Annotated in this window: 27 protein-coding genes and 1 pseudogene; 12 read left to right on the forward strand and 16 right to left on the reverse strand. The window is 38.5% G+C overall.

Translation table 11 applies throughout. The annotated features are described in order from the left end of the window. Nucleotides 1-25: 25 nt before the first annotated feature. Nucleotides 26-328, reverse strand: a complete 303-nt coding sequence (locus tag RG959_RS10010; RefSeq protein WP_342796981.1) for a hypothetical protein — start codon at nt 326-328, stop codon at nt 26-28. Continuing rightward, complete coding sequence (locus RG959_RS10015) at nt 307-624, reverse strand: IDEAL domain-containing protein (RefSeq protein WP_342796982.1); 318 nt, start codon at nt 622-624, stop codon at nt 307-309. Before RG959_RS10015 ends, RG959_RS10010 begins: the two co-directional genes overlap by 22 nt. Nucleotides 625-1,164: 540 nt before the next feature. Between RG959_RS10015 and RG959_RS10020 the strand changes: the two genes are divergently transcribed. From RG959_RS10020 to RG959_RS10030, 4 genes are all read left to right on the forward strand, one after another. Further along, nucleotides 1,165-1,356: a hypothetical protein gene (locus RG959_RS10020; protein WP_342796983.1), complete on the forward strand. Its 192-nt coding sequence runs from the start codon at nt 1,165-1,167 to the stop codon at nt 1,354-1,356. A 358-nt stretch (nt 1,357-1,714) separates the two neighbouring features. After that, entirely contained in the window at nt 1,715-1,831 is a 117-nt protein-coding gene (gene sda / locus RG959_RS25150; protein WP_369335179.1) for a sporulation histidine kinase inhibitor Sda, read from the forward strand. A 181-nt stretch (nt 1,832-2,012) separates the two neighbouring features. Beyond that, the gene (locus tag RG959_RS10025) at nt 2,013-3,194 is read left to right on the forward strand and encodes an IS200/IS605 family accessory protein TnpB-related protein (RefSeq protein ID WP_342796984.1); all 1,182 of its coding nucleotides are present in this window, start codon (nt 2,013-2,015) and stop codon (nt 3,192-3,194) included. Nucleotides 3,195-3,487: 293 nt separating this feature from the next. Further along, the gene (locus RG959_RS10030) at nt 3,488-3,823 is read left to right on the forward strand and encodes an ImmA/IrrE family metallo-endopeptidase (RefSeq protein WP_342796985.1); all 336 of its coding nucleotides are present in this window, start codon (nt 3,488-3,490) and stop codon (nt 3,821-3,823) included. An 84-nt stretch (nt 3,824-3,907) separates the two neighbouring features. On the opposite strand, the gene RG959_RS10035 is transcribed toward RG959_RS10030, so the two are convergent. The 10 genes from RG959_RS10035 to spoIIP form a co-directional block, all read right to left on the reverse strand. Beyond that, a complete protein-coding gene (locus RG959_RS10035; protein WP_342796986.1) occupies nt 3,908-5,242 on the reverse strand; it encodes a sensor histidine kinase in 1,335 nt (444 codons plus the stop codon). Between the two features lie 192 nt (nt 5,243-5,434). Continuing rightward, nucleotides 5,435-5,956 (reverse strand): GNAT family N-acetyltransferase, encoded by a 522-nt coding sequence (locus tag RG959_RS10040; RefSeq protein ID WP_342796987.1) that lies wholly within the window; start codon nt 5,954-5,956, stop codon nt 5,435-5,437. Nucleotides 5,957-6,310: 354 nt separating this feature from the next. Beyond that, the gene (locus RG959_RS10045) at nt 6,311-7,072 is read right to left on the reverse strand and encodes an ABC transporter ATP-binding protein (RefSeq protein WP_342796988.1); all 762 of its coding nucleotides are present in this window, start codon (nt 7,070-7,072) and stop codon (nt 6,311-6,313) included. Further along, nucleotides 7,069-7,869 carry an ABC transporter ATP-binding protein gene (locus tag RG959_RS10050; RefSeq protein ID WP_342796989.1) on the reverse strand — a complete coding sequence of 267 codons (801 nt, stop codon included), beginning with the start codon at nt 7,867-7,869 and terminating at the stop codon, nt 7,069-7,071. The genes RG959_RS10045 and RG959_RS10050 overlap by 4 nt, the downstream gene beginning before the upstream one ends. Continuing rightward, nucleotides 7,869-8,714: a nickel transporter permease gene (gene nikC / locus RG959_RS10055; RefSeq protein WP_342797016.1), complete on the reverse strand. Its 846-nt coding sequence runs from the start codon at nt 8,712-8,714 to the stop codon at nt 7,869-7,871. The genes RG959_RS10050 and nikC overlap by 1 nt, the downstream gene beginning before the upstream one ends. Beyond that, nucleotides 8,714-9,658 (reverse strand): nickel ABC transporter permease, encoded by a 945-nt coding sequence (gene nikB / locus RG959_RS10060; RefSeq protein ID WP_342796990.1) that lies wholly within the window; start codon nt 9,656-9,658, stop codon nt 8,714-8,716. Before nikB ends, nikC begins: the two co-directional genes overlap by 1 nt. Beyond that, on the reverse strand, nt 9,659-11,173 hold the full coding sequence (gene nikA, locus RG959_RS10065; RefSeq protein ID WP_342797017.1) for a nickel ABC transporter substrate-binding protein: 1,515 nt from the start codon (nt 11,171-11,173) through the stop codon (nt 9,659-9,661). It lies immediately after the preceding gene. A gap of 325 nt (nt 11,174-11,498) precedes the next feature. Further along, entirely contained in the window at nt 11,499-11,630 is a 132-nt protein-coding gene (locus RG959_RS10070) for a hypothetical protein (protein WP_342796991.1), read from the reverse strand. Between the two features lie 629 nt (nt 11,631-12,259). Continuing rightward, nucleotides 12,260-12,742: an SMI1/KNR4 family protein gene (locus RG959_RS10075; protein WP_342796992.1), complete on the reverse strand. Its 483-nt coding sequence runs from the start codon at nt 12,740-12,742 to the stop codon at nt 12,260-12,262. 189 nt (nt 12,743-12,931) lie between these two features. Further along, nucleotides 12,932-13,663 carry a stage II sporulation protein P gene (spoIIP, locus tag RG959_RS10080; RefSeq protein ID WP_342796993.1) on the reverse strand — a complete coding sequence of 244 codons (732 nt, stop codon included), beginning with the start codon at nt 13,661-13,663 and terminating at the stop codon, nt 12,932-12,934. An 845-nt stretch (nt 13,664-14,508) separates the two neighbouring features. On the opposite strand from spoIIP, the gene RG959_RS10085 reads away from it, so the two are divergent. After that, on the forward strand, nt 14,509-14,874 hold the full coding sequence (locus RG959_RS10085; protein WP_342796994.1) for a hypothetical protein: 366 nt from the start codon (nt 14,509-14,511) through the stop codon (nt 14,872-14,874). 219 nt (nt 14,875-15,093) lie between these two features. Here the strand turns inward: RG959_RS10085 and RG959_RS10090 are convergent, their stop codons facing one another. Further along, the gene (locus tag RG959_RS10090; RefSeq protein ID WP_342796995.1) at nt 15,094-15,576 is read right to left on the reverse strand and encodes a topoisomerase C-terminal repeat-containing protein; all 483 of its coding nucleotides are present in this window, start codon (nt 15,574-15,576) and stop codon (nt 15,094-15,096) included. Nucleotides 15,577-15,671: 95 nt separating this feature from the next. Here RG959_RS10090 and RG959_RS10095 point away from each other — a divergent pair, with 95 nt between their 5' ends. After that, complete coding sequence (locus tag RG959_RS10095) at nt 15,672-16,259, forward strand: helix-turn-helix domain-containing protein (RefSeq protein WP_342796996.1); 588 nt, start codon at nt 15,672-15,674, stop codon at nt 16,257-16,259. Between the two features lie 414 nt (nt 16,260-16,673). On the opposite strand, the gene RG959_RS10100 is transcribed toward RG959_RS10095, so the two are convergent. Next, a complete protein-coding gene (locus tag RG959_RS10100) occupies nt 16,674-17,084 on the reverse strand; it encodes a YndM family protein (RefSeq protein WP_342796997.1) in 411 nt (136 codons plus the stop codon). Between the two features lie 359 nt (nt 17,085-17,443). Here RG959_RS10100 and RG959_RS10105 point away from each other — a divergent pair, with 359 nt between their 5' ends. From RG959_RS10105 to RG959_RS10120, 4 genes are all read left to right on the forward strand, one after another. Continuing rightward, complete coding sequence (locus RG959_RS10105) at nt 17,444-17,764, forward strand: hypothetical protein (protein ID WP_342796998.1); 321 nt, start codon at nt 17,444-17,446, stop codon at nt 17,762-17,764. Nucleotides 17,765-18,179: 415 nt separating this feature from the next. Continuing rightward, nucleotides 18,180-18,392, forward strand: coding sequence for a hypothetical protein (locus RG959_RS10110; protein ID WP_342796999.1), 213 nt, complete (start codon nt 18,180-18,182; stop codon nt 18,390-18,392). 453 nt (nt 18,393-18,845) lie between these two features. Next, a complete protein-coding gene (locus RG959_RS10115) occupies nt 18,846-19,121 on the forward strand; it encodes a ferritin family protein (RefSeq protein WP_342797000.1) in 276 nt (91 codons plus the stop codon). A 23-nt stretch (nt 19,122-19,144) separates the two neighbouring features. Next, on the forward strand, nt 19,145-19,483 hold the full coding sequence (locus RG959_RS10120) for a spore coat protein (RefSeq protein ID WP_342797001.1): 339 nt from the start codon (nt 19,145-19,147) through the stop codon (nt 19,481-19,483). A gap of 769 nt (nt 19,484-20,252) precedes the next feature. On the opposite strand, the gene RG959_RS10125 is transcribed toward RG959_RS10120, so the two are convergent. Together RG959_RS10125 and RG959_RS10130 are read right to left on the reverse strand one after the other, a co-directional pair. After that, the gene (locus RG959_RS10125) at nt 20,253-21,134 is read right to left on the reverse strand and encodes an ATP-binding protein (protein WP_342797002.1); all 882 of its coding nucleotides are present in this window, start codon (nt 21,132-21,134) and stop codon (nt 20,253-20,255) included. Between the two features lie 829 nt (nt 21,135-21,963). Further along, nucleotides 21,964-22,530 (reverse strand): GNAT family N-acetyltransferase, encoded by a 567-nt coding sequence (locus tag RG959_RS10130; RefSeq protein WP_342797003.1) that lies wholly within the window; start codon nt 22,528-22,530, stop codon nt 21,964-21,966. Nucleotides 22,531-22,897: 367 nt separating this feature from the next. On the opposite strand from RG959_RS10130, the pseudogene RG959_RS10135 reads away from it, so the two are divergent. Together RG959_RS10135 and RG959_RS10140 are read left to right on the forward strand one after the other, a co-directional pair. Beyond that, nucleotides 22,898-22,999 (forward strand): annotated as a pseudogene (locus tag RG959_RS10135) (alanine:cation symporter family protein); the annotation flags it as partial. Between the two features lie 215 nt (nt 23,000-23,214). Further along, nucleotides 23,215-24,648, forward strand: coding sequence for a carbon starvation CstA family protein (locus RG959_RS10140; RefSeq protein ID WP_342797004.1), 1,434 nt, complete (start codon nt 23,215-23,217; stop codon nt 24,646-24,648). Nucleotides 24,649-24,789 lie beyond the last annotated feature (141 nt).

Genomic DNA, 24,789 nt, shown 5'->3' on the forward strand with positions numbered 1-24,789 from the left:
CTCGTCTCCTTTTTAAAATAACCCTTCATACAAATCCCAAACGCTTCTTTGCCGCCTGCAACCACCCTACCGGCAGATGAGGATATCGATTAATAATGTTTTCTTCAGTTAAACCCTGTTTCAGATACCGTTCGTATTGCTGCTTGTTTGGCCTTGTCAGGCACAGATCATTTCTTTTGCGCTCACCATTTTTCGAAAATCGCAGGGCATCTTCTTCCTCCGCCTTCTTTACAAATGTCGGACGCTTTGATTCAAATTTTTTTTCACAATAAGCTTGTACTTCTTCTGGGGTCCATTGTTGCACTATTACTGCTCCACGGTATGCCATTTTTGTTCTCCTCCCATCAATTCTTCAAACCACTGCTTATCGCCTGTTTGTAGCGCCAAATCAATCATTAACTGGCTTATTTCCATATGATCTTCTGGAGGCATTGTTATACCAGTCGCACTGACAAGGCTCTTATGGCATGTCGCTGGTAAAGGCTCGATCCAGACTGGCTGCCTTTTCGCTGATCTAGCGATTCTTGTTATATGGACTGTGTCACCATCAGATGAGAAGCTATCAATATAGCTGAGATACCAATTACGACCGACTCCTGCTAAAACCCAATCCCCCACTTGCATAGCAGCAACCCCCTTATTCAGTTTTTTAAGCGAACTACTGATTTATTTAATAAATAATTATCGTGAAAACAGCCATTATGTTAATAAAGAAACTTTTCGGGGGTGATTATTATCTTTACTCAAAACACTTTTTTTCTTTTGTTTTTTATTGTTTCTCTTGCTGCTATAACTTGGCTTGTATATCAAGGTTTCAGTCCCAACAGCAAACTTAATAGACCTGAACCAAAAGATGAGAGCAATCAATCGGAAGGTAACCAATCGAAAAAGCAGTAATTCATGCTTCCTGTACTGGTCAGGAGAGAAAGTCCCTTAAGCAGTTCCGTCCTGCTCGTCTCTTTTTCAAAACAATCCTTCATACTAATTCCTAGCTCTTATCAAAGCGATCACCTCTTTTTCTATTTTTAAATGTCTCTGCCGAATAAGTGTGAATTTCTACTTAATAGGGTATATATTTTCCTAGATTCTCTCGTTTGATCCTTTACACGAATTTTTCTCCACTCCTATACAGGACATAGAGAAATTTTGGTGGGAGGTGATGAAATGAGAAGAATCCAAGGAGTACAAAAACTAATTTCCTATCTGGATTCAGTAAAATATCCACTTGCTGAGGAGAAAATTTATGATCTAATCAAAAACAAGAAGCTTCCTCATAAAAAACTCATTAACAACATCATTATTTTTGATTTAGATCAAATTGACTGGTGGATAAAACAAAATCGATTAGAAAGTTAGTTTTGGGCCCCGCTTTAAAAGCGGGGCTCTACTATTTTCTAAGTAATAACTCTTATGGACAGAATGTATATAAACTTTCTGTCCATAAGAGTTATTACAAATATTCATTGTATGGATTGTGACGCCACCGACTGAAAAGCTGTCAATATAGCTGAGATATCAATTACGACAGGCCCCTGCCAAAACTCAATCTCCCACTTGCGCAGCAGCCACCTTTTTTATTCGATTTTTTGGTTGTTCTATTAATTGGAATTGAGGGAACGAAATGGAATAAGAATACTGGTTTTCAGCCAGTTTTCCTGGGAATATACAAACAGGAGGAAGTATGAAATTTTCTGTTCTATCAAACTAACAATTAATTCAAGCCTATAATCAGGCGAAAAAACTGAATTTGGATGAAGCACTTATCCAAATTCTCAAAAAAGAAATTGAACAAAAATTAGCGCCGCATTCCCCTTCAAAATCTTTGATTTAGTGGGGGTTAGGTGCTAAGGTCTTTATTCTCCCTGTTCTTGTATTATGTTTTTTCGTTACACCAATTGCCGTTTCTTACTTATAATCACTCATACTGATTTTCTTTTCCTTTTACAGGTGTTTTCCATTTTGATACGATCAACGTATTATAAGGACTAAGAAATGGAAAGGAGGGTTTGGTCATGAAAGTTGCGAAGTCGCTGCTGCACAAAATTACAAACCAGACGGAAATCTTCAATGCTACGCTGGATATGTACAATGATGCTCTGTCCTTCATCATCAGGGTTATCGACAAAGAGTTTGATCATACCGACGGCCTGACAACCAAATCGATTGTACCGGCAGTAGAAAAACTGATTCACGCAACCAAATCAAACCCTCTTCCAAAATACAAAGAGTTTAACGAACGTTTTTACAAGTTTCCTTCCTATTTCCGCAGAAGTGCCATTGCCTCTGCTTTCGGAAAGGTAAAGAGCTTCCGCTCTAACTATCAAAATTGGGAAGAAGAGCAGAAATACGTTCTTTCCGAAGGAATAAAGTTAAAAAAACAGCCGCCTTGTCTGCAAGCGGAACATAAAGAATTCCCTGTTTTTTATCGAGGGAATATGTTCAACAGAACATCTGATACATCCGCACAAATCAAGGTATTCCACAAGAATGACTGGGTATGGGCAGATATCGAATTTAAAGGGCAGGACCTTTATAAAAGGGGTGTCTGGGAATGGAAAGAAAACAACCCTAAGCTGATTAAGCGGGGAAAGAAATTCTTCCTTTCCATTAGCTATGAAAATAAAGTTACTTTAACAAAAACACCTATTCAGGAACAAAAAGTGTGTGCGGTAGACCTTGGGCTGACGAACTCTGCGGTTTGTTCGGTTATCGATGCAACAGGCACTGTCTTAGGCCGGACATTTATTAACCAGCCTAAAGAAAAAGACCGTCTGCAGACTTTAACCAACAAACTGCGTAAAGCACAGCGGGCAAGCGGCCGCATTCACGCACCAAATTTTTGGCGGCAGATCAATGGGTACCAGCAGCATATTGTCCGCCGCACCAGCCATGAAATTGTAAAATTCGCATCAAAGCATGACTGTGACGTTATCGTATTCGAATACCTGGGCAGAATAAAAACCCCAAAGGGGTTCTATGGAGCCAGGAAACTTCGCTTCAAGCTTCATAGGTGGCGGAAAATAGGCATCCAGAACAAAGTGGAAGAAATGGCGCACTGCTTGGGTATGCGCATTTCCCGGGTCAATCCTCGGAACACCAGCGCCCTGGCATTCGACGGCTCTGGAAAAGTGGAAAGGAACCCGAAAAAAGCATTCAGTAAAATGCTTTTTATTTTCTGCGTATATACTCAATAGGATTTGCAGACCAAAAAAATGGATCCGCGTTTCTGTTCTTTATAAAAAATGCCCTTGACTAAAACTTCTGATTAAATAAAAAAGCATGCAAAAGAAACCTTATCCATCTTCTTATGGCACATTTGGGAGCTCAATTGTCTGATCAGTAAAACGTATCTTACTTGCATAAAATCCACCTTATCAACTTCAAGCCGGGCAATAGCTTCTGAATCGAATTATCTAGAATATTATTAACTCTCAAGTTTTTACCTCCTGCGAAATCTGTCCCTTTATGAGACAGGTTTTTTTCTTTTATGCTGATTTTGCTTAATGAAAACTTATGTGAAGCAAAACAATTACAGGAATTTGCTCACGAGGTTTGTCATCTACTAAGACAATCAGGCAATCATACCGTGCTACCCTTCCCTTTTGTCCAGCTGCAAGAGTGGCAGGCTAAGACTTTCACCCTTCATTTCTGCATGCCGACTTTTATGCTTGAGAAATTGGATATGCCTTTTGATAAACGGTTGGCCGTTAATAAAGCTGCACATTTATTTAACGTAGAGTATTCTTTTGCAGAAGAACGGCTTTCGCTGTGGGAGATTCAAATGATGGGAGTCATGTACGGAAAATCTCCTTCTCTTTTATAATGTGGAGTGTCTTTTAATCTCAAAAAGAAAAATATATTTATAAAGTGAAAAGCCGTACCAGCATGACAGCTGATACGGCTTCTTTCATTTGGAAGGTAGTATTTTCCCCTTATTTATTGGAATTTCCACATGCACAACCGTCTGGTTTTTATTAGAGTCAATTGATATTTTCCCACCGTACCTATTTACTACTTCCTTAACGATAAATAGGCCTTGGCCCCTCACTTTTCCCTGTCGTATCTTTTTTGTGGAGAAACCACTTTTAAAAATGTGTTCTTTATCTTTTTCCTTAATCTCGGGTCCTGTATTACTTATTTCAAATATGTAGTTTTTTGAAACCACTTTACATACAATGTTCATTTTTCGTTCTTGCTCAGGCAGCTCTATTGCCGCCTCTATTGCATTATCTATTAAATTTGATAATAATTTAATTAAATCTGTGGTTTTTATTGTGTTAAATGAATCATGTAAGACATCAAAACAAACATCAATGTTATGATTTTGAGCCGAGAGCTTTTTGGTTTGCAAAAGCACAGATAACCCTGGATTACTCAAGTCTAATTTTATGGACTCAATTAAATGAACTTCCTTAGAAAGAATGGTTAAGTAATCAAGTGCTTTATCATACTCTCCCAGCTTGAGCAGGCCGTGAAGTACTTGAATATGATTTGAAAAATCATGTCGTAAAGATTGGACGGACGATATTAAAGATTGAAGCTCTAATTGATAGGTATCCTCCGTGTCACCTACTTCTTTTTTTAGTTCTTTCATATACCATTTTTGGAGAATAAAAAAAGAGGCAAGCATGAGGATGACAAACAAACCATTAAACACAAGGCTGGAAATGTTGATTTTTAATGCCTTTCCGCTGATATCGTTAATGATATCTGCACTAATATCAATTGCCAAATAGCCAATAATTCCACCCGACTGGTCCTCTATCGGTACTCCTATCGTTAAATAGTCTCCATAAAGTGGATCTGCAATAATGTCAGTTGAAAATATCAATCCCTTGTAAGCCATCTCGACCTGTTCTTCTGGAACTGTACATATTCCTCCGATTGGAAATTCTTCTCTTGTCCCTTCAGGCATGGCCACAATCATCGCTCTGGATACTTTAGGATTATCAACAGCAAGTGTATACACATATAAAGCGCCATTTTTTTCTCTTGCATCTTCTAGGTAACGTCTGATTTCCAGATACTCATTGTTCTTTACAGGATTCTCTAGAAATCGTTTATAACTCTCTATATCCATTGAGGCAGCTATTGATTTTGCAGCTTCTATATTCTGGTTGGCGATGGAATTTTCCGCTGTTTTTTTTATGCTAATATAAGAAGAAAACATATTAATCATCATAAAAATTACTAATAATAAAAGAGATAAAACAAAAATTGATTTCAACTTCTTATTTTTCATAGGTGTTTCCTCTTAATCCCGCTTTTCATCAACTTTTCAATCATTATTCTAATCTAAATGATTTTACTACATTTAAGGAGTTAATTATACGCAAATTCCAAATTAAATTTACTAGTAATCCACCCGTCTCACCGCAAGGTGAAGGGCTTGCGGCTTTAGCCGTGGGAGTGTCAAACTAGAAACAAATTATATTTAATTTTTTAATTTCTTATCCATGTGCAACGTTTTCCATATCGGATCAGTTTCTGCTAATCTATCTACAAAACCTTGAGCTCTCCAAAATGGAATAGCTCCAGGTAAAAACGGATGTGTGTGTAAATAAAGCATTTGATAACCTGCTTCATAACTAAAACTTGTCGCCTTTTCAAATAATGCAGTTCCAATCCCGAAACGCCGGTAGTTGGGATCCATATAGCATTTTACAATTTCTGCAGTTTTGGTTAAATCATAGTTTTCCTGTAACTGACTAAACCTTCCGTCATATGGACAAACACCAATAGTTCCCAACACTGTCCCATCCTCAGAAAAAGCAGCAAAAAAAGCAGCATTTTCACGCTGTGTATAATATCGTTCAAAATGAAGAAGATCCTGTGGAAGTGAATCTTGACATAACATAGGGAAGATTTCTTTTCGTATCTTCGTCACAAATTCGATGATATGATCATATTCAGATTTTTGAACCTCTTGAATTCTGTATGGTTGTACTTTTTTCATATCCTTTATATTCACCTCTTTAAATTAGTTAAGGTATATAATACTTTATATTTTTTCTACTAACTACATGGAATAAGCCGTTGTGGATTTAAGAAACAGTTCGTATTTCGTAGCTGTCATATTTAGTCACAAAAAAACTACACGTCCAATTATTAATTGTGCCTGACAATCGGGGTGTAGTTCATCCATTCATGAAGTCTTTCATGGAAGATGGTATAGTCATTTCACTTCATTATATAGCTTGTACCACTGTTTTAATAAACCAATCACTATCCTTATTCAGTAGTTTCAGTTTACTACTTCATATGGCTTCTTTCGTTTTTACAAAAAATCAACAGTGACTTTTAACATTACTTAAAAAATAGAGATAAGCTCTTTTGTATAAGGATGGCGCTCTTCCGCAAACAAATACTCACTTTGAAACTGATCGACAAGCTTTCCTTCTTTCATCACCATAATGCGCTGGCTCATTTGATGTACAGCAGCAAGATCATGGGAAATAAATAAGTAAGACAAATTTAACGTTTTACGAAGCTCTGTGAGTAATGCCAAAACGGCCCCTTGTGAGATTACATCCAGGCTTGCGGTTGGCTCATCTAGCACAAGAAGTTCAGGTTCAATACTGATAGCACGAGCGATCGTGACACGCTGTCGCTGCCCGCCGCTTAGCTCATGCGGGTATTGATTGGCGACAATCGATGGCAGTTCAACGGCTTCCAGAAGCTGTTTGACAAAAGCTTCTTTTGAGGTATAGGAAAAATGGCTAAGCTTCAGTTCCTTCCGATACTGAGCGTACGGATCAATCAGGGAATCCTTTATTTTCAGTTTGGGATTTAAAGCAGCTGTCGGATTCTGAAAGACAATTTGAATTTTTTTCCGGTAAGGATGCAGCTGGCGCTCCTTAAGCCGTTCAATGGCTTCATTTTGAAACAAAATGGAGCCGCTGTCGATCGGTTCAACACGCAGTAAGCAGCGGGCCAGTGTACTTTTACCGCAGCCGCTTTCACCGACAAGACCGAGACATTCTCCTTCCTTTAGATCAAAGGAAACATCATTTATGGCCATCTTTCCTGATTGATATGATTTTGTTAGGTGTTTTACGGTAAGCAAGCTCATCTGTCTTCTATCTCCTGTAATCCCGATGCAAGCCTCCGCCCGAGTATAGGCGCAGCTTGGATTAGTTGTTTTGTATAGTCGTGCTGAGGGTGATCCAGTATTCTATGTTTCCCGCCAGATTCAATAATCTGTCCCTCTTTCATGACTGCTAAGCGGGTTGCGTAACGCCTGACATGACGCCAATCATGAGTAATAAATAAAATTGCGCAGCCGGTTTCTTTTTGCCGTTTCGCAAGCAATTCTAAAATTCGATGCCCGGAAACACTGTCAAGGGCTGTCGTAATTTCATCCGCAATTACTAAATCAGGAGAAAGTAAAAGTGCCAGCGCAATCGAAGCACGCTGAAGCTGCCCGCCGCTTAATTGAAACGGGTACCGGCCGTATAAACCTTCGTCTAACCCGACTGAGTTTAAAGCCTCAATGGCCTGCTTCTTCCTCTCTTTGGCATTTCTCATTCCATGAGCTTTTTGATATTCTTCGAAATGCTGGCCAATGGTTTTAAACGGGGTGAAAGAGCCTTGGTAATCCTGAAAAATATAAGATAATTTCCGTCCGCGAATCGCCCGCATCTGCTTGTGTGATGAGGAAAGTAGGTCTTCTCCTTTAAAGAGAATTTTCCCTTCTACTTGCAACTGTGGTGAGAGCATTCGCCCGATTGCCTGGGAGAGCAAGGTTTTGCCGCTGCCGCTTTGGCCAACCAGTGCATACCATTCTCCTTCTCGAACGGAAAGTGACACATCATCTACAATTCTTTTTTCTTTGCTACTAATTGAAACTTGCTCTATCGATAAAATCATTACCGCACCTCTTTCTTTACATCAAAATGATCGCGCAAATAATCGCCGAGCATATTGGTCAGCAGTACCACCCCGACAATGGCCAAGCCAGGGTAAATCATTAATTCAGGTTTGGAATGAAAATAAGGGCGTGAGTCGTTTAGCATTGCACCCCATTCCGGAGCAGGTGGCTGTGCGCCAAGACCAATGTAAGAAAAAGCAGAGATAAGCAAAATAATTTTGCCGAGATCTAGACTTGCCAGCACAAGAACATGCCCTATAATATGGGGAAATAAATGTTTGCGCATAATTTGATCTGACGACAGACCATTGATACGGGCAATGAGAACATACTCTTTTTGCGATTCTGATAATACGGTGCTTCGAACGAGCCGGGCATAGCTCACCCACTTGACCATCACGATCGCCAGCACAAGATTGGTGATGCCAGGACCTAGTAGTCCACTAAGAACAATAGCAACGATTGTATCTGGAAAAGCTAAAAACCCATCTGCAATTCTCATAAATACCCGGTCTAAAAATCCGCGTTTATATCCGGAAATCAAACCAAAGGGAACACCAATGATAAGGGCTACAACCAGTGCCAGTAAGCTGTAGCCAATGGTTTGTTGACCGCCTAGCAGTAGCCTGGTCAGGACATCTCGGCCGAGCTGATCGGTTCCAAGCGGATGCTGAAGGCTCATTCCCTGGAGTCGTTCATTTAAATTTGTTAGTGTTGGATCATACCGCAAATAAAAAAAAGCATAGACAGCAGCAGCCAACACAAAGACGACGCATATCAGCGCCATCATTGCCTGCCAGCTATGCTTTCTTCCCTTCGGCAATCGTATAGACAATCCTTTCATCACCGATTCTCTCTTTCTTTTAGTTTCATTTCAGGATTTAAATACCGATAAGAAATATCAACAACTGTATTCACAATAAACACAATAACGGCCATGATCAGAATATATCCTTGTATCAAGGGATAATCACGTTGGCGGATCGCATCTACAACGAGTTTCCCTGTTCCTGGATACGAAAATAACACTTCGATTACCACGACTCCGCCTATCAAGCTGCCTAAACTGACGCCAAATACAGTAATGACAGGAGGAAGGCTATGCCGAAAGGCATGCACGAAAAAAATCCTCCATTCGGATATTCCGCGGGCTCTGGCAGCACGGATAAATTCCTGGCTGAGCGATTCCAGCAAACTGGAACGAAGCAGCCGGACATATACACTGGAAATAGCCAGCCCTAATGTCAAAGAAGGCAAAATTAACGAAATAAAGCCATCTCTCCCCATTGTCGGAAGCCAGTTAAGGCGCGCGCCAAATAAATCGATTAAAAGCAAGCCCAGCCAAAAGCTTGGGACAGCTGCTCCAAGAATAGAGAGAACTCTGCTTACTTGATCAATCCAGCTATCCCGGTAAAGCGCTGAAAGCGAACCTAAAGAAACGGAGATAACCAGCATGACAATCAATGAACCAGCAGCCAATTCCATTGTGGCAGGCAGCGCCGTTAAAATCATCTCCATAACCGGTTGACCCGTAACATATGACTCTCCGAAATCAAGCTGGATAAAGTTAAACAGCCAAAGCCCGTATTGAACGAGCAATGGCTTGTTAAACCCCATTTCTTCTCTTAATGCTTCTACTTGATCATGACTTACGGACAGCTCATCCACATTCAAAATGGTTAAAACAGGATCGCCGGGTGCAAGTCGAACAAATAAAAAACTGACAAAGGTAATAAAGAGTACAAAGAAGAACACTTCAAAGAACTTCCGAGACAAAATTCGAACCATTTACTTCACATCCAATTGATTTGTAATCATATAATATTCACTTCGCGTTGTGACCCAATTTTCCACTTTGTTTTCGTTATACGCAACAATGGTTGAAGGATGCAAAATAAATGAATTGATCATATTCTTGTGAACATAATCCGCAGCCTGCTCCGCCAGTACAGCTCGTTCATCTTGGCTGACCGTTTGATTAAGCTTGTCAATAATGGCTGTCAGTTGAGGCTCCTCTGCACCGCTGAAGTTAAGAGCGCCCGTTGGGTGATACGTTGCATTTAAGTAGTAGCCTGCATCTCCGCGCGGAGCGGTTAGATTACTATATGTCGCTAAATCCCAATCACGGTTTGATGCCATGTATTCCTCAGGGATATCGATCTGACGAATGTCAACATCAATCCCAATTTGTTTAGCATCCGATTGAAAAACTTGAGCAATCAATGGTAGATCAGCTCTTGCGCTATAGGTGAGAAGCCTAAAGGTAAGCGGCACTCCATCTTTTTGCATTTTTCCATCTTTGAGTGAATACCCTGCTTTCTTTAAATACTTAACAGCGGCATCCGATCCTGTTTCGCTCTTTTCGTAAGAAGGAGCAAACGGCAGGGACGGTAAAAATGGGCCAACAGCTGGTTCAGCATATCCTAACAGAATGGTATCAGCAATCTTTTGACGATCGATCAATGCATCCACAGCGCGGCGTACATTAACATCCTGCAAGCTTTTACGTTCCATATTCATAGTCATTTGATGGACACGGAAAGTCTCAGTAGACTCTACTTTAATTCCATCTTGTGTCTGTAATGAATCCAAGCTTTCTACCTCAGGACGATATACGATATCAACTTGCCCCGATTGAAGTGCAAGCGAACGGGCATTAGCATCCTCATTAAAAGCAAATGTGACTGAATCAAGATTTGAAGCACCATCCCAATAATCAGCATAGCGCTCAAGTTCAAGCTTGCTTCCTGGTGAGAATGATTTCAATGCAAAAGGGCCTGTACCAATGGGCTTGTTGATAATATCCTTTTCCGTCACATCAATTATGGAAACGTTAGGGTTTACCAGCTCTGAAATGAATTCCGGAAACGGTTGCGTCGTTGTAATATGCAAGGTATAGCCATCTGCTTCAATTTGATCGATTTTCAGTGCATTTTGAACAGCAACACTTTCTCTCAGCGCTCGTTCTAAGGATGCTTTAACGGCTTTCCCATCCATTTTCTTTCCATTTTGGAACGTAACGTCTTCCCGGAGGTTAATTGTCCAGTGCTGTCCATCCTCCCCTTCCCAACTTTCAGCGAGCCACGGTGCAATAGTTAAGTTCTCTTCATCTAGTCGCACTAATGTTTCTGTGATCCCTGCTCTTAGAGGTACATAACTTGAATCAACATGGGGATCTAAAGAATTGGTAGAAAAATTGTAAAGAAAACTAATATGCTTATCCTCTGCATTTTCCTGATCAGTACTTTGCGAGGATGGTGTACAGGCACTAACCAAACTTACACACGCCAATAAAAGACCCATTTTAAAAAAGGGCTTTTTTATGTATACAGGTAATCTTTTAAAAATCATACTGTCTTGCCAATGATTGTTTTGAAAGGCATTCATCATAAATACTCCTTTTTCGTAATTATTCCGATTTATATCATATCGTAATTATTCTGATTTAGCAAAGGGATAATGTATATTATTATTTTGTCAACTCGATGGCTTGGAGTACTTTTTAAAAAATGATATACTCCTTTCTCTTCTTCAGCGTAAAGTGTCATAATAATAAAATCATGCTTAGTAAAAGGGTCGAGCTGATACTTGTTATAACTTGCTTGCCGGCTAACTCCCCCGCTTCCTTTCAGGATAATTCCTTTGCGATTTTCAGCAGCGTGACGAGACAGGTCGAAAAAGTGCTGGATATATAAACAGCCAGCAGAAGCTGCAGCATCGTTAGGCTGGAAAGCAGTTCACCTCCGCCTTCATTTAACAATAAAATACCATCCTTTCTGAAAATACTGGCTATAAAAGCCGGTACAGCTGCACCATTTGCTTTTTGAACTCGGGCGTGAATGTGCGGCGTTCTCGCTTTGTCATGTTTGGGCTCCTGATCTGTTTTAGGTCAAGTGTACTTGACCTTAATTTTTCTGTCCAGATAAGTGTAGACGTTCCACTTTTCGAATCATATCTAAGATGATCTCCTGTGTAGATGATCGGCCCAGCTTGCTGCACTTGTCTCCTTCTTTTTTTAGAACAGGCATCGAACCTGCCCTAAAAACCTGGCGCTCACCCGTCATGGGTTTCCCCTTCTTCTCTCAATTGTAGCAAGCCGGTCAGACGAAAAATCAAGGAGCTTCCTTCGATTTCAAAAAAGGTGTTTAAGATAAATAAAGATAACTTGTTTTTGATAAAAGAAAAAACAGGTTTTTAGCCTGTTTTCGTGTATTGCTAGTTTCTTATCAAAAACGGTCGTTTTTGATAAAGGTATATAAGAACAATAAAGTTGTTTAAAAAGGAAAAAGGCTTATGATTATTTCGTTCATAATCGCAAGCCTTTTTCTTAATTTATTTAATTAAACGTTAATCGTTGACTAATACTGTTGAGTAAGAAACTCGGTTAAATTAGTCGACTAGACGAAAAAGCTGTTTTAGGAAATCATCAAAGGTATTTGCCATTTTGATGTAGTACCAAGTCATTTCTTCTGTTGAATAATCTTCACAAATAAATTGAATAGAAGGATTTTCTTTTGTAAAGCGATAATCCATAACAAGCCAGTTATGAAAATCCCACCACAATACAATCAAATCCTTCGGCAAGTTTGCTTCTTCTAATAAATCCTCTGATGATACAATGCTCGTATCATCTTCCTCAAAATGAATAGGGTCAATATCTACCTTGCACTTTCCATATCTGCTAGGCAACATAAAATACGGATATGTAAGTTGACCACCATTTTGTTCCTTCATTAACTGTTTAAACGTTTCTGGAAATTTAATATTTAATTTAGATTCTGCTTTTTGAATGATATCATCATTGATTGGGTATTGATCACGCCAAGTATTCTCTTTATCCCAAAAGTTTTTTCCGTTATAATACTCCTTCATATTTGTATCCTCCTATGGTTACGGCATATTTCGTTTATTTTCATATCATTAATTTATAGTAGAACAGCAGCGCCTATTTAATCAACAGTACGTACAAACAGCTCACTAAATAAAAAGAAAATCATAAATGGTCTATTTAAGGTCATAAAAAAAAACAGCTCATATAAAAAAGAGGCTGTTTTTAAATTTCTAATTATTTTTTGCAACATCAGCAATCACATCTGCTAAAAGATCAGCTGCACGATATGCTTCCACAAATGTGTTTTCTTTTCCACCTACTTGTACTAAAACAGACTGCGGAGAAAGATCCTGATTCCAGCTCTTTATAGCTTTTTTCTCAGTGATGCCTCCAAAAACACCAGGATAGTGATTTTCTAATGTTTTGCTTAGTCTCTTAGCAAAATCTAAATTCATTTTCCAGTTTGGATGGCTTTGATCTACAACAAAGTAAATTTTAGCTGTATTTTTCTCATTTATCTTAACAGTCGTCTGTTCTTTAGGACGACTAGTATTTTGAATATCGAATACCATGCTTACTTCTGGATTTTTCTTTAATGCATCTTTTACAGACTTTCTTGATAAATCATATAATCCAGCGTAGCTGCCGTTATTCATATCGTAATAGTCTTCTTTTGATTGAGCCACGTTTATTCCTTTTTCCCCAAGTGCTGCAGCTAAGTAAGCACCAACGAGTGTCACGTTATCTTGAGCGTCCAGCGTCGCGCCAAGTTGAGGCTGTTTCTCGGTAAGGTTCGATGAAGAATAGGTTTCACGGTTGTGAGTGGAATAAATGAAGACGGACTCATTAGAACTTTTTGTTTTTTGACTTATAGCTTTTCCTTGCATGTCAAAGCCATATCCGCCTGCCAGTAAAAGCATAATCATCATTATAGATAAGAATTTAAATTTGCTCCCAATCATGCTTAAACCTCCGTTCTTTATGGGAAAATTACGGTGATAGATACCCTACCAATAAGAATATGTTTTAGCTGATTGTATTATCCCAAGAAACGGAAGAAATCCTTACTCAACAGTTCGTCGATATAAATGAGCAACACTATTCGCGATTGGAGTTTGGCCGAGCTGGTTACACTCCTTTTTCGTGTCGCTCGCTTCGCCTTGCTCCATCCTTTTTTAGAGTAGGCATCGAGCCAACTCTAAAAAACTGGTGTTCACATGGAGATAGCAAAAGTAATCGTGCTCATGACAAAAGAGGTTGTGACGATCTTGTCGATGGTTTTCACAACGTTCTTCGCATTCAAGACGTATCAAAACAACATGAAAAAAGCTTCGAGGAAAAAGAAATCCTCGAAGCGCCGTAAGCAGTATAGCAGCAGATAGCATCTGCAACAGGTAAGGAGGTAGCCGCCTTCTTACCTGTTTTTTATTATATCATGATCTGAAAAAAAGACACAAAACCATTATTAGAAAAAGGGCAGCATAGATGAATAAGCCGGAAGGTAAAACCCTCAAAAACCTTGATAAATCAACGTTTATTTCGACTACATGTAGTCGATGAAGCGTACCTTTTTAAAACAAAGTTTTGTTGAATGGTAATTAATGTGTTATCCTTAAATTACCTCTGTTTGGGAATCTCTGCTTTTTAAACTTCTTTAATTGGTTAGTTTAGCGACCGGTCAGTTAAAGGAGTAGCGCAGGGATTTTATTAGGACATAAAAAGGTTTGAAAGGCTTAAAAAAGCATTCTAGTATTTGTGAGGGTGCTTTAATTGCCAGGAAATGATAAAATTAACTGAGATGTACAAATTGAAAGAGTTGAAAGAAGGAATGATATTGTCAGATTTCACCATAAATAAAGCTGGTGCCAAAATTTATAAAGATACTGAAAAACATAAAATGCTTGAACTGCCCGTGCTATCCAACATTGAAGAACAAGGTGCTATTCATGAAGTTCTTTCTATAGGATTTTTAGGTGGTCAATTAGGTGATAAAAGAGAGATCATAGCGAATATCAAGGCGTTAAGCGGATATTCTATAGCGTATCGTTTACCAGAAGGTTTGCGTGTATGGGCTGAAAAATCCATGATAATGAAGCTGCAAGGCATTGATCTTTTTCCTGAAAAAGTTGAATTTGGCATATTAAATAACAAACCATTTGCAGATATCATATAAAAAGCGGAGGAATTGTAGCCCCGACTTTTTGTAGTCAACTAACTACATGTAGTCAGTTCCAAAGCGCAATAAAGAACAAAAAGACAAGTCCAGTAAGATATAATAATATCGTGTCAATCATAGTTAAGCTCCCTTTAGATATTTTCCAAACTATACACTAACTGGAATATTTGTAAACGTCAACACAAAAAGAAGTGCAGCTATGAGCCGCACTTCTTTTTATTTATTGCTAAAAGCAAACCCGATTTTCTTATCTTCGATTTTCAATTTAGCTTCAAATGATTTCTTTGTTTTAGATGATTTAAAACCTTTTATGACAGGTGTTATCCCTTTTTCTAGCAAATCTTTAATGTTTTTCTCCGTTATTTTTTTGGAAGCAATGGTTTTTCCGATTGAAAACGTACAGCCATTTGAATATTCCGAGCAGCTAATAAGTGTTTTCCGGTCTACCAGACGCCCTTTTTTACAAACCGGACATACACCGTAACTGGATTGTGTTTGTTGCTGTTCTACAGCCTTTTGAATAGTGGAGCCATCCATTTTTTCGGGCATCGTTTCAATTAAATTCTGTATGAATTTTTTAATGTTCTGGACAAATGTTTCAGATGAACCAGAGCCTTCCCCGATCTTTCTTAAATAGGATTCCCATTTTGCGGTCATAGATGGACTGGATAACAAAGTCCCTTTAATGGCTTCACACAAGATTTCGGCTTTTTTTGTGCTGAATACAATGTTTTTCCTGTGGCCATCAAGGACTGCTTTTTTCTAAAGAAGAAATTGAACAGCTCATTGAAACCATGCCTAAAACGCCGGAAGGCTTAACCTTAAACCAAGCATCAGAGTACCTGCAGACAAATCGGAATTTCATTGCGGCCTATATTAAAGAAGGGATTCTTCCTGCTTCAGAAGGACAAGTTAAAGGGCGCACCATTCTCCTTATTACAGAAAGCGACCTTAAAGAATTCAGTGAGCTGCACGAAAAGAAAATTTGGGAAGACCGGCTTTCACAGCGGCAATACTACAACAAAAAAGCCAAGGAAGCAGTGTACCAGCGCTTTTCTTCTCCTTCCATTCCGGAAGCAATACTTATGCGCAAAGTTTTAGGGGATTGGTACTTCATCGTACCGGGAACGAATGATACATTCAGCTACATGGAAGGGGTCTATACACATAGGTTAACACCTAACTACTCCATTGAAGTGGGCAAGCGCAGCACGAATCCGGCATATGCGGTGCTCAATCTGTCTGCATTCTACTCCCCTTACTTATCAAGTGATGGATTTGCTTTATCAGCAGGTTCCAGTGGCCAATCTATATATGGAACGATTAAAGGACCGTTGGATCATTTATATAAAAGACGCACGGTTAACTGGTGTTTCGGTTGAATTAGCTGACTTCATTAAATGTTCGGTTAAACAGGGGCGTGTATATTATGGTTCAGAATATAACGCACTCAGCATTGAATCGGAGAAAGAACTGCTATCTGTTTCACTATCCGTGGATATTAAGGAAGGGCTGCGAAAAAGAGAAGAACAGGGAGAATTAAGACCTTAGCGCCTAACCCCCCACAAACTCGAAGACTTTGAAGAAGAATACGGTGCTAATTTTTTGTTCAAAACCAATATCTGAACCCGTGTTTGAAAAAGATTAACAGCAAGACCAGTGAAAAAGCCCGTCGAAAGTTCTCGAACGGGCTACTTCGTTGTTCTATTTAGATTTTTATTCATTAGATTGTAAAATAAAAGAATAGAATCTCTTATGATAATGCGTACCGTCATAAGAATCCCCTGCTTTACATGTTATTTAACACGGGAGTGAGCATGTTTTTCATCAAAAACATGTCCATCAAGATATTTATGGAAGAACCATTCACCAACTGCAATAGCAATTGCTGAGATAAAAGAAGCTGCTAGAACATCTCCATCATTGATAAATAGTGATTTACCCATAAGCCAAACGACAAAGAACGTTAATACCGCATCTGATACAGTCGCAATACCATTTCTCTTGGAGTGATCTGCATTACGCTCACGATCGTCACCTGCTTTACGGAATACAAGTAAATCCCCAACTACATAAGCGAGAATGGTAAGAACAGCACTGATAAGAAGCGTATCACTGAACTCTCCATCGTACATTCCAGTAAGTACAATCCCAAGTACGACTGCGACCATCACAAATTTAATAATAAGTGCTTTTACATGATCCATATTCATTTCCTCCTTTTTTCTTTGATGCTCAATTAATACCCCAAATAAAAATAATAAACACCTACTTTATTTTTTAACATCCGTCATGGTATAGAAAAATCGTTCTAGTTAACTGTAGTTTTAATTTTTGTATTTTGAATTTTGCACAATTTGAATTATATTTTTTTATAAACTATTGATCACAAAAAATTATTCTCATTGAATACTACGATCGTGAATACAATAGTGAAAGTGTGAATGAAGCATACAGTATAAATGGAATCGAAAATACATCCATATTAGGTTTTACTGCCCCTTTGATGAGGGAATCCGTACAATAGGTGCAGGCAATTAAGAATGGATTAAATGAGGGGAATACTATGAAGAAGATAATCCTGTGGACGGGAGCAATTCTAATTTTTACTGCCGGCTGCAGTTACGATAAAAAAAGTTATAGTATAAGAACATTAAACAATATGACATATGTAAAGAAAACAGAGTTTAAGAATGACATGATTTTTGTTTTTACGCAGCCTAATGGTGTGAGACGAGAACTTTACTGGGAAGGCTATAAAGATTCTTTTCTTGTGAAAGATAAGAAATATGATATCGATTTTATGGCTGGCGACAAGAAAACGCCTGACCGGATTGTACACATTGAATTGTCTGATTCCACAAAAGAGGAAAAGCCAAATGATTAAGTTTATGTTCCTCTTATTCGTTGCTGCAACCGTGTTTCAGCTCTACCGCATTATGGTGCATTAAATACAACAACAATTTACGGCCTTCTAATGTTGAAAAGCAGTACAAGAATACGAGAAGACAAGTGCTCACATGAAGTATTTTTACCTTAGAACAAGAAGCGGAATATAATGCTTTTCCTCTCTTTCTATGAATAGCTAGTGTGTAAAGGTCTAGGCAGGAGATTCTTGCTTTAATTTACTTCGAATTGATGACACTTTCAGCTACACGGAAGGGACTACACACATAGATTAACACCTGACTATTCCACTGAAATGGGCAAATGCTGTCCAAAGCCTAGATATACAATCATCAATTTTCCGGCAGTCTATCCCCTTTCTATCAAGTGATAGATCTTCTTTATCAGCAGTTCAAATGGCCAATCTATATATGGAACGCTTAAGGGACCGATATGTCATTCACATGAAAGATGCCCGGTTAAACAGTGTTTCGGTTGAAATAGCCGACTTCATTAAACGTTTGGCCAAGCAAGGGCGTGTGCGGTATGTTCCGGAATACGAGGCTCTCAGCATTGAATCGGAGGAGGAATTGTTGTTGGTTTCTCTTTCCGTGGATATTAAGGACTAGCTGAGGAAAAAAGGTGAACAGACAGGCAAAAGTATGCAGGATATTGCAGCGGAGATTCTTGCAGGTGTGTATAAACGTGAGCAAAGTCAAAACAAGGGTCATATCAATCATTTTAAAGAATTCAATCAAAATCGAAGCTGACTCACCTAATTCAGTTCTATACTTTTATATCTCACGACTGTGATTATTTACTTCCTGTTTCTTTGTTAAATAAGTTAAAAACCTTCAACGAAAGCTATGTGGATAAAAATACATATCTTTTTAGCAATTAAATGCTCTATATTTAACTCAAGTTTTTTGCAAAAAGGCTACGCGTAACATCTAATCGCCTGTAAGCTATGTTCCCCTTTAATAAGAGCATTTAACAGTGAGTTATCCATTTTCTTGCATAATAAGCCACCTATTTGTTCATTTTATACTTGTGATATCCAATAAAATGAAAGGAGCTTTTTAATGCAGAAAAATCAAGCACCTATTCCATATCCGCCTAGAGCTCTCTCCACAAAAGACTTACTCTATTTAAAGGATGCACTATCATGGGAACTTCTAGCATTGAAAAAATTTCATTTCTTTGCCCAACAGGTGAGCAATTCAGAAATCAAACAAGCACTTGAAAAAGCAGGAAAAATGCACCAAGATCACTTTCAGAAGTTGCTTGCCCACCTGCAAGTCGATAACAATGCTGCATTGGCCAGCCTGCCTAATCAGCAACAGGGGCAGCAGTCGTAATGAACTAAACGGAGGTGGAATGAATGTCAAACCAGCAAAACCAAAATCAAATTGCCAATCCCCAAACAGGACAATTACCTAAAGTAAAAGGTCCGGATATGAACGACCGGGATTTTATTAATGATGGTCTCAGTACATGCAAATATTTAACTGACAGCTTAAACATTGCTGTACGCGAAGCAAGCCACGAACAGTTGTATTCAGACATGCTTCAAATTCTTACAGAAACACATCAAAGCTGCCGTGAGCTTTATAACTTGATGTTTCAAAACGGTTGGTACAAGCTTGAGGCCGAGGAACAACAAAAAATTGATAAAGCTTATAAGCAATTTAATAATTATTCTTCACAATTTCCTTATTAACATTAACAGCCCGGTCGGTTTTCACACTAGGCTGTTAATTTTCCCACTAAAATGGGCCAATGCCTGAATATGGGGTGCTCGATCTGCCACCGTTTATTCCCTTACCTATCAAGTAAGGGATCTGCTTTACCAGCGGGTTCCAGTGGCCCATCGGTACATGGAATAGTTAAAGGATTGGTGGATCATTTATATAAAAGATGCCCGATAAAATGGTGTTTCGGTTGAATCAGCTGACTTCATTAAGCGTTCTGCCGAACAAGGGCACGTGCGGTATGTACCGGAATATAACGTACTCAGCATTGAATCGGCAGAAGAACTGCCTATGACTTGAAAGCATTTCTTTGACCAGGTTCTTCATCTGGTCTTTTTTGTATTTCTGATATATTTTCATTTGAGCTGTTTCCTAAGACTCGTCAGTATTTACTCCAATTTTTATTTTGCTGAATTGATTATCACCTTAAAGCTCACGACCTCACTCACCATACTTAATTGAATTCACCATGATCGTTTGACCGTACTATACTACCGATTAGACAGGAATACATTGATATTTAGCGCAACATATCAAAGACTAAAATATATTATAAAGGCCGACAAAGAGAATTAATATTCTCGTATATCTTTTCTACTGATAAAATTTTGGGTATATAGAAAAAGACAGGATCTATCTCTTGATTAAAAACCGGCCCTGTTTTTTGCTATAAATCTGAATACAATATAATTAGATGTATGTTAAATTAAAAATGAAACTGCTATGTATTTTGTCCAATCAGCTTGTTCTCTGCTTATTAAAAGGGAGAACGACCTTCCAACAGGTTCCTTTCCCCACCTCGCTTTCTACGCTTATTTTCCCATTCAACTCATTTAGAATTCTAAACGAAACCAGCATACCAAGCCCTGTTCCATTTTCTTTTGTAGTAAAGTATGGCTTCCCAAGACAATTGATTTGCGCTTCTGTCATGCCTATCCCTTCATCCCTAATATCGATCTGCACAGCAGTTGTACAATCAGTAAGTTTGATATGTAATCTGCCCCCGTCCGGCATGGCTTCAATACTATTTTTTATAATATTAAGCAAAAATTGCCCGAACTTTCTCCCTTCATTCCAAATGAAAGAATCTTTATTTTTTTCAAAGGAAAAGCTTATTTGGACATTGTTCATATTCGCTAAAGGAGTCAGAACATTAATGACACGCTGGACTTCTTTGAAAACAATCACTTTTTCCTTTTTATCAATTTCTGTCCTTGCAAAGCTCAAATAGTCAGTAAGGATTTCCGAAGCGCGGTCTAACTCTTCAATTGCCGTATTTAAGTAGCAGCTTCTATCTGCTGAAGACAGATTATCATCTAAGGAAAGCTGCATAAATCCTTTAACTACAGTTAACGGGTTTCTTACCTCATGAGAAATGCTTGCCGCAAGATGACTGATCATTTCTAACTTTTCTATATTTATTAACTTTTGGATTAAAACCCCGTTACATGGTATCACAGACACAGAAAGCAGCGGTTGAGATTCTTTACAACCGGACTTGCCACTAGAGACAGCAGAGCTGTGACCGTCCGGACTATTTTTTTCTAATTGTTCAATAAGATTAGTCTGGTATTCGATAATAGCAATCAAATCTTCTTTTGAAAGCGTTCTCAAAGGCATAAGTTTCACTTCCTCTTCAAATGCTATCTAGCCTCATTTCGATAATATACATTTCAATAAAAATTTTATATTTTATTTTAAAAAAACATGCTAACTACCTTTAGAATAGGTAAATTGTAATAAACACGTTATATTTTTTGATTTATCCATGTTCCATTTCTTTTGTATTTTTGATCTATATTCTACGTAAATATCTGGTCTACTTAAATTAATATCTTTTTATATATTACTGTGTTTTTAAACTTAGAATAATTTGTTTTATAATGTTTTGCTATTGATTCATGTTTGTTTATTCACTTATTTTGTATAAATATAAAAAACACTTTGCGCAGGCAAAGTGTCGATAGGTATGATTCTTCCCACTTTCCCTACGCTGGCATTACCCAACAGGTTATCACGGTCTACAACAGGTTAGTTGTACTCTCAGCCTGATCCCACAGGCTCCCGACGGCTTATTTGATTCAAATTCTACTCTTTATTCCTTTATAATGCAACGAGATTTTTTACGAAGAAAAAACGATCCTTTTTCTGTGCGTTTCTTTAACTATTTTTAAACTGACAAAGCGTTTATCCAAGAACAAATTAATTGTTGGAGTTAGTATGGTTTTGTGTCCAAATTATTGACTCAAATCCAAACCTTTATCTTAAGTATTGCTATCGATCTGTATGAAAAGACGCATATGTATAGATTGGTTCTGCAGTTCCCTTTAAATCAATATTAAGATAGCACTTTGTTTTCTAATGTTTTGCTATTAAGGTCATACTGTAGGTATGAAGGAGACCTATGTTTTTTCAATTGGACAATTGCTGCCAGCCATTTGATATTAAATTACTCAGCTTGGCTGAAAACATGTTCTTTTAAAATCAATACCTTTTGAATAGCTTGCGGCGGTGTATTGTACAGGCTCTCAGACTGATAGGTATGAACTTCTTTATAGACAGCTGCCATCTTTTCTATTGTCCATCCTTCAGACTTCAAAACAGGGGACCAGTAATAAATCTCCATTTCATTCAATTCCTTTGTAATAGGGTGTATACGCGTATATTGAATTGTATCTATGTGCCTAAATCCCACTTTTTCATAAAAACGAACTCTTTTCCTTGTATCGGGTTCATGAATCGAGATCGGTTCCACTTCAAGAATAATAGGCTTGTTTTTGCGTTTTAACTGGTTAATAACTTTACTGCCAATACCCCCACTTCGATTCTTGCTATGTACTAACATATAGTCAACAAACAGAAAGTCATCTTCTTCGAAATAAACTAATACATACTCAGGTCCTTCTTCAACTTTATAAAGGGATCCTTTGTCTTTTAAAAGCAAATCAAAGTGCTCTTTAGACTTCATTTCATTTGCGGGAAAGTATTCCTTTAAGGCTGTATACCATGTACTCATCTGATCCAATCACTCCTTAAATTTTTTTCAATCTAGTACTAACCTTATTCATTACCTTCAATAAACAGTGATTAAGCTAAATATTCTATAAATATTATATATTCTGATAAAATGGGTAATTTCGGCTGTGCTTATTACTTTGAGTGAAGGATGGGAAAAAGAAATGGGAACACACAAAGCATTAAAAATTAACAGCTCTTCTTAGATGGAGCCTGCCTGTAACTAAAGCGGTTAATAAACTGGATCCGTCTTTTTCGGTAGTGGTTCCTCCTCGATTTGAACCGTTTACTAAGGAAAGTAGCGTTCAATTTGTCAGCTTGCAATTTAAACGGCAAAATGAAAAATCAGGTGAATTATATGAACAAGAGGACAGGGCGCCGTATTTTGGATATGGGTGATTGCGGTCATCAGCATGTCCGTTAAATTTCCAGAAAGTGTATTAGCTGTTCATTATAGAGAGAAACAGGAGCATTTGCCGGCGGCAAACAAGCAACCATAAAACCTTCTTCAGCCGTTTGCTGAAGAAGGTTTTATGGTTGCTATTGTAAAATAAAATGCAAAAATAGTTTTATAAATAAAAAAAGCAAGATAAATAAACAGATTATTTTTAAAAAAGGTTGTATTTTAATTTTTCAGAATATAGAATAATGAAATAGTTCTTGTTTACATCAGGAGGTTTCATCAATGATTACATTTTTATCATCTATTATTCTTCTTTTATGCGGGTATCTTTTTTATGCAAAATTCGTTGAGCGTGTGTTTGTGATCAATGATGCACAGCAAACGCCGGCTTATGAAAAAACGGACGGTCTTGATTACGTTCCAATGTCATGGTGGAAAGGCTGGTTTATTCAGCTGTTAAATATCGCCGGACTCGGACCCATTTTCGGTGCAGTATCAGGCGCATTATATGGCCCGGTCGCTTTTATCTGGATCGTAGCCGGTTGTATTTTTGCAGGGGCCGTGCACGATTACTTTTCAGGTATGCTGTCATTACGCCATGGCGGTGCTCAGTTTCCAGCTTTAGTAGCAAAATATTTAGGCAATGCTGTGAAATCAGCGGTCAACGTCATCTCTCTCATTTTAATGATTTTAGTAGCGGCTGCTTTTACAGCAGGACCGGCGCAGCTGCTGACACAATTAACACCGCTTAGTTTTATGACTGCTCTTATTATTGTTTTTGCGTACTTTTTATTAGCAGCTGTACTGCCCGTTAATCAAATCATTGGAAAAGTTTATCCGATTTTTGGTGTTGTTTTAGTTGTCATGGCTTTGGCGATTGGTGTAGCGCTTTTATTTGGCGGCAAACCAATTCCTGAACTGACTCTTGCAAATCTTCATCCAGCTGAGCTGCCTATTTGGCCGCTGATTATGGTAACTATCTCATGCGGTGCGATTTCTGGATTCCATTCTACGCAAAGTCCGATTATTTCACGGACATTGAAAAAGGAATCGGAAGGACGCAAAGTGTTTTACGGAGCAATGATTGGAGAAGGTGTAATTGCCCTAATTTGGGCGGCGGCCGGCATGACATTCTTTGGCGGTACAGCTGGTCTTCAAGAAGCATTAGCGGCCGGTGGTCCTGCCGGAGTTGTAAATGAAATTTCTGTTTCACTGCTTGGCACATTTGGCGGCATTCTAGCGATTCTTGGTGTTATTATTCTGCCCATTACAACAGGCGACACGGCACTTCGTTCATCCCGGATGATTTTATCTGACTGGCTTTCCGGTTTTGTGAATATGGACCGGAAAGGAATGGTGCTGATTATGACGCTTGTGGTCAGCGTGCCTACTTTTTACTTATCAACTATTGACTATTCATTCTTATGGCGGTATGTCGGATGGAGCAATCAAGTTGTGGCGGCCGTGATGCTTTGGACGGCAGTTTCGTACTTGCTGAAAGAAGGGAAAAACCACTGGATTGCCGGAGTACCCGCTGTGTTTATGACCGGTGTCGTCTGCACGTATATTTTTTACGCGCCAGAAGGATTTGGTTTGGCATATGGAGTTTCGATGGCTATCGGTTTTACGCTTGCTTCGGTCGTGATTGCACTGTATGTAAGGCAGATTTTGCGATATAAACGAATTGAATCCGATTTGCACGTTTCAGCTTCATGAAACGGGAAAGCATTCTGCATTTGCAGAATGCTTTTTTGTTATTTTTTATAACAGCCTTTGATGAATGGACCGGCAGCTAATTGGAACTGACCTCCATTTTTTAGACAGAGATCAAAACACCTTTTAAACAGCGAGCTGCCG

Origin of the sequence: Domibacillus sp. 8LH (assembly GCF_038806185.1) — a bacterium.
In the GTDB taxonomy this organism is placed as follows: domain Bacteria; phylum Bacillota; class Bacilli; order Bacillales; family Domibacillaceae; genus Domibacillus; species Domibacillus indicus_A.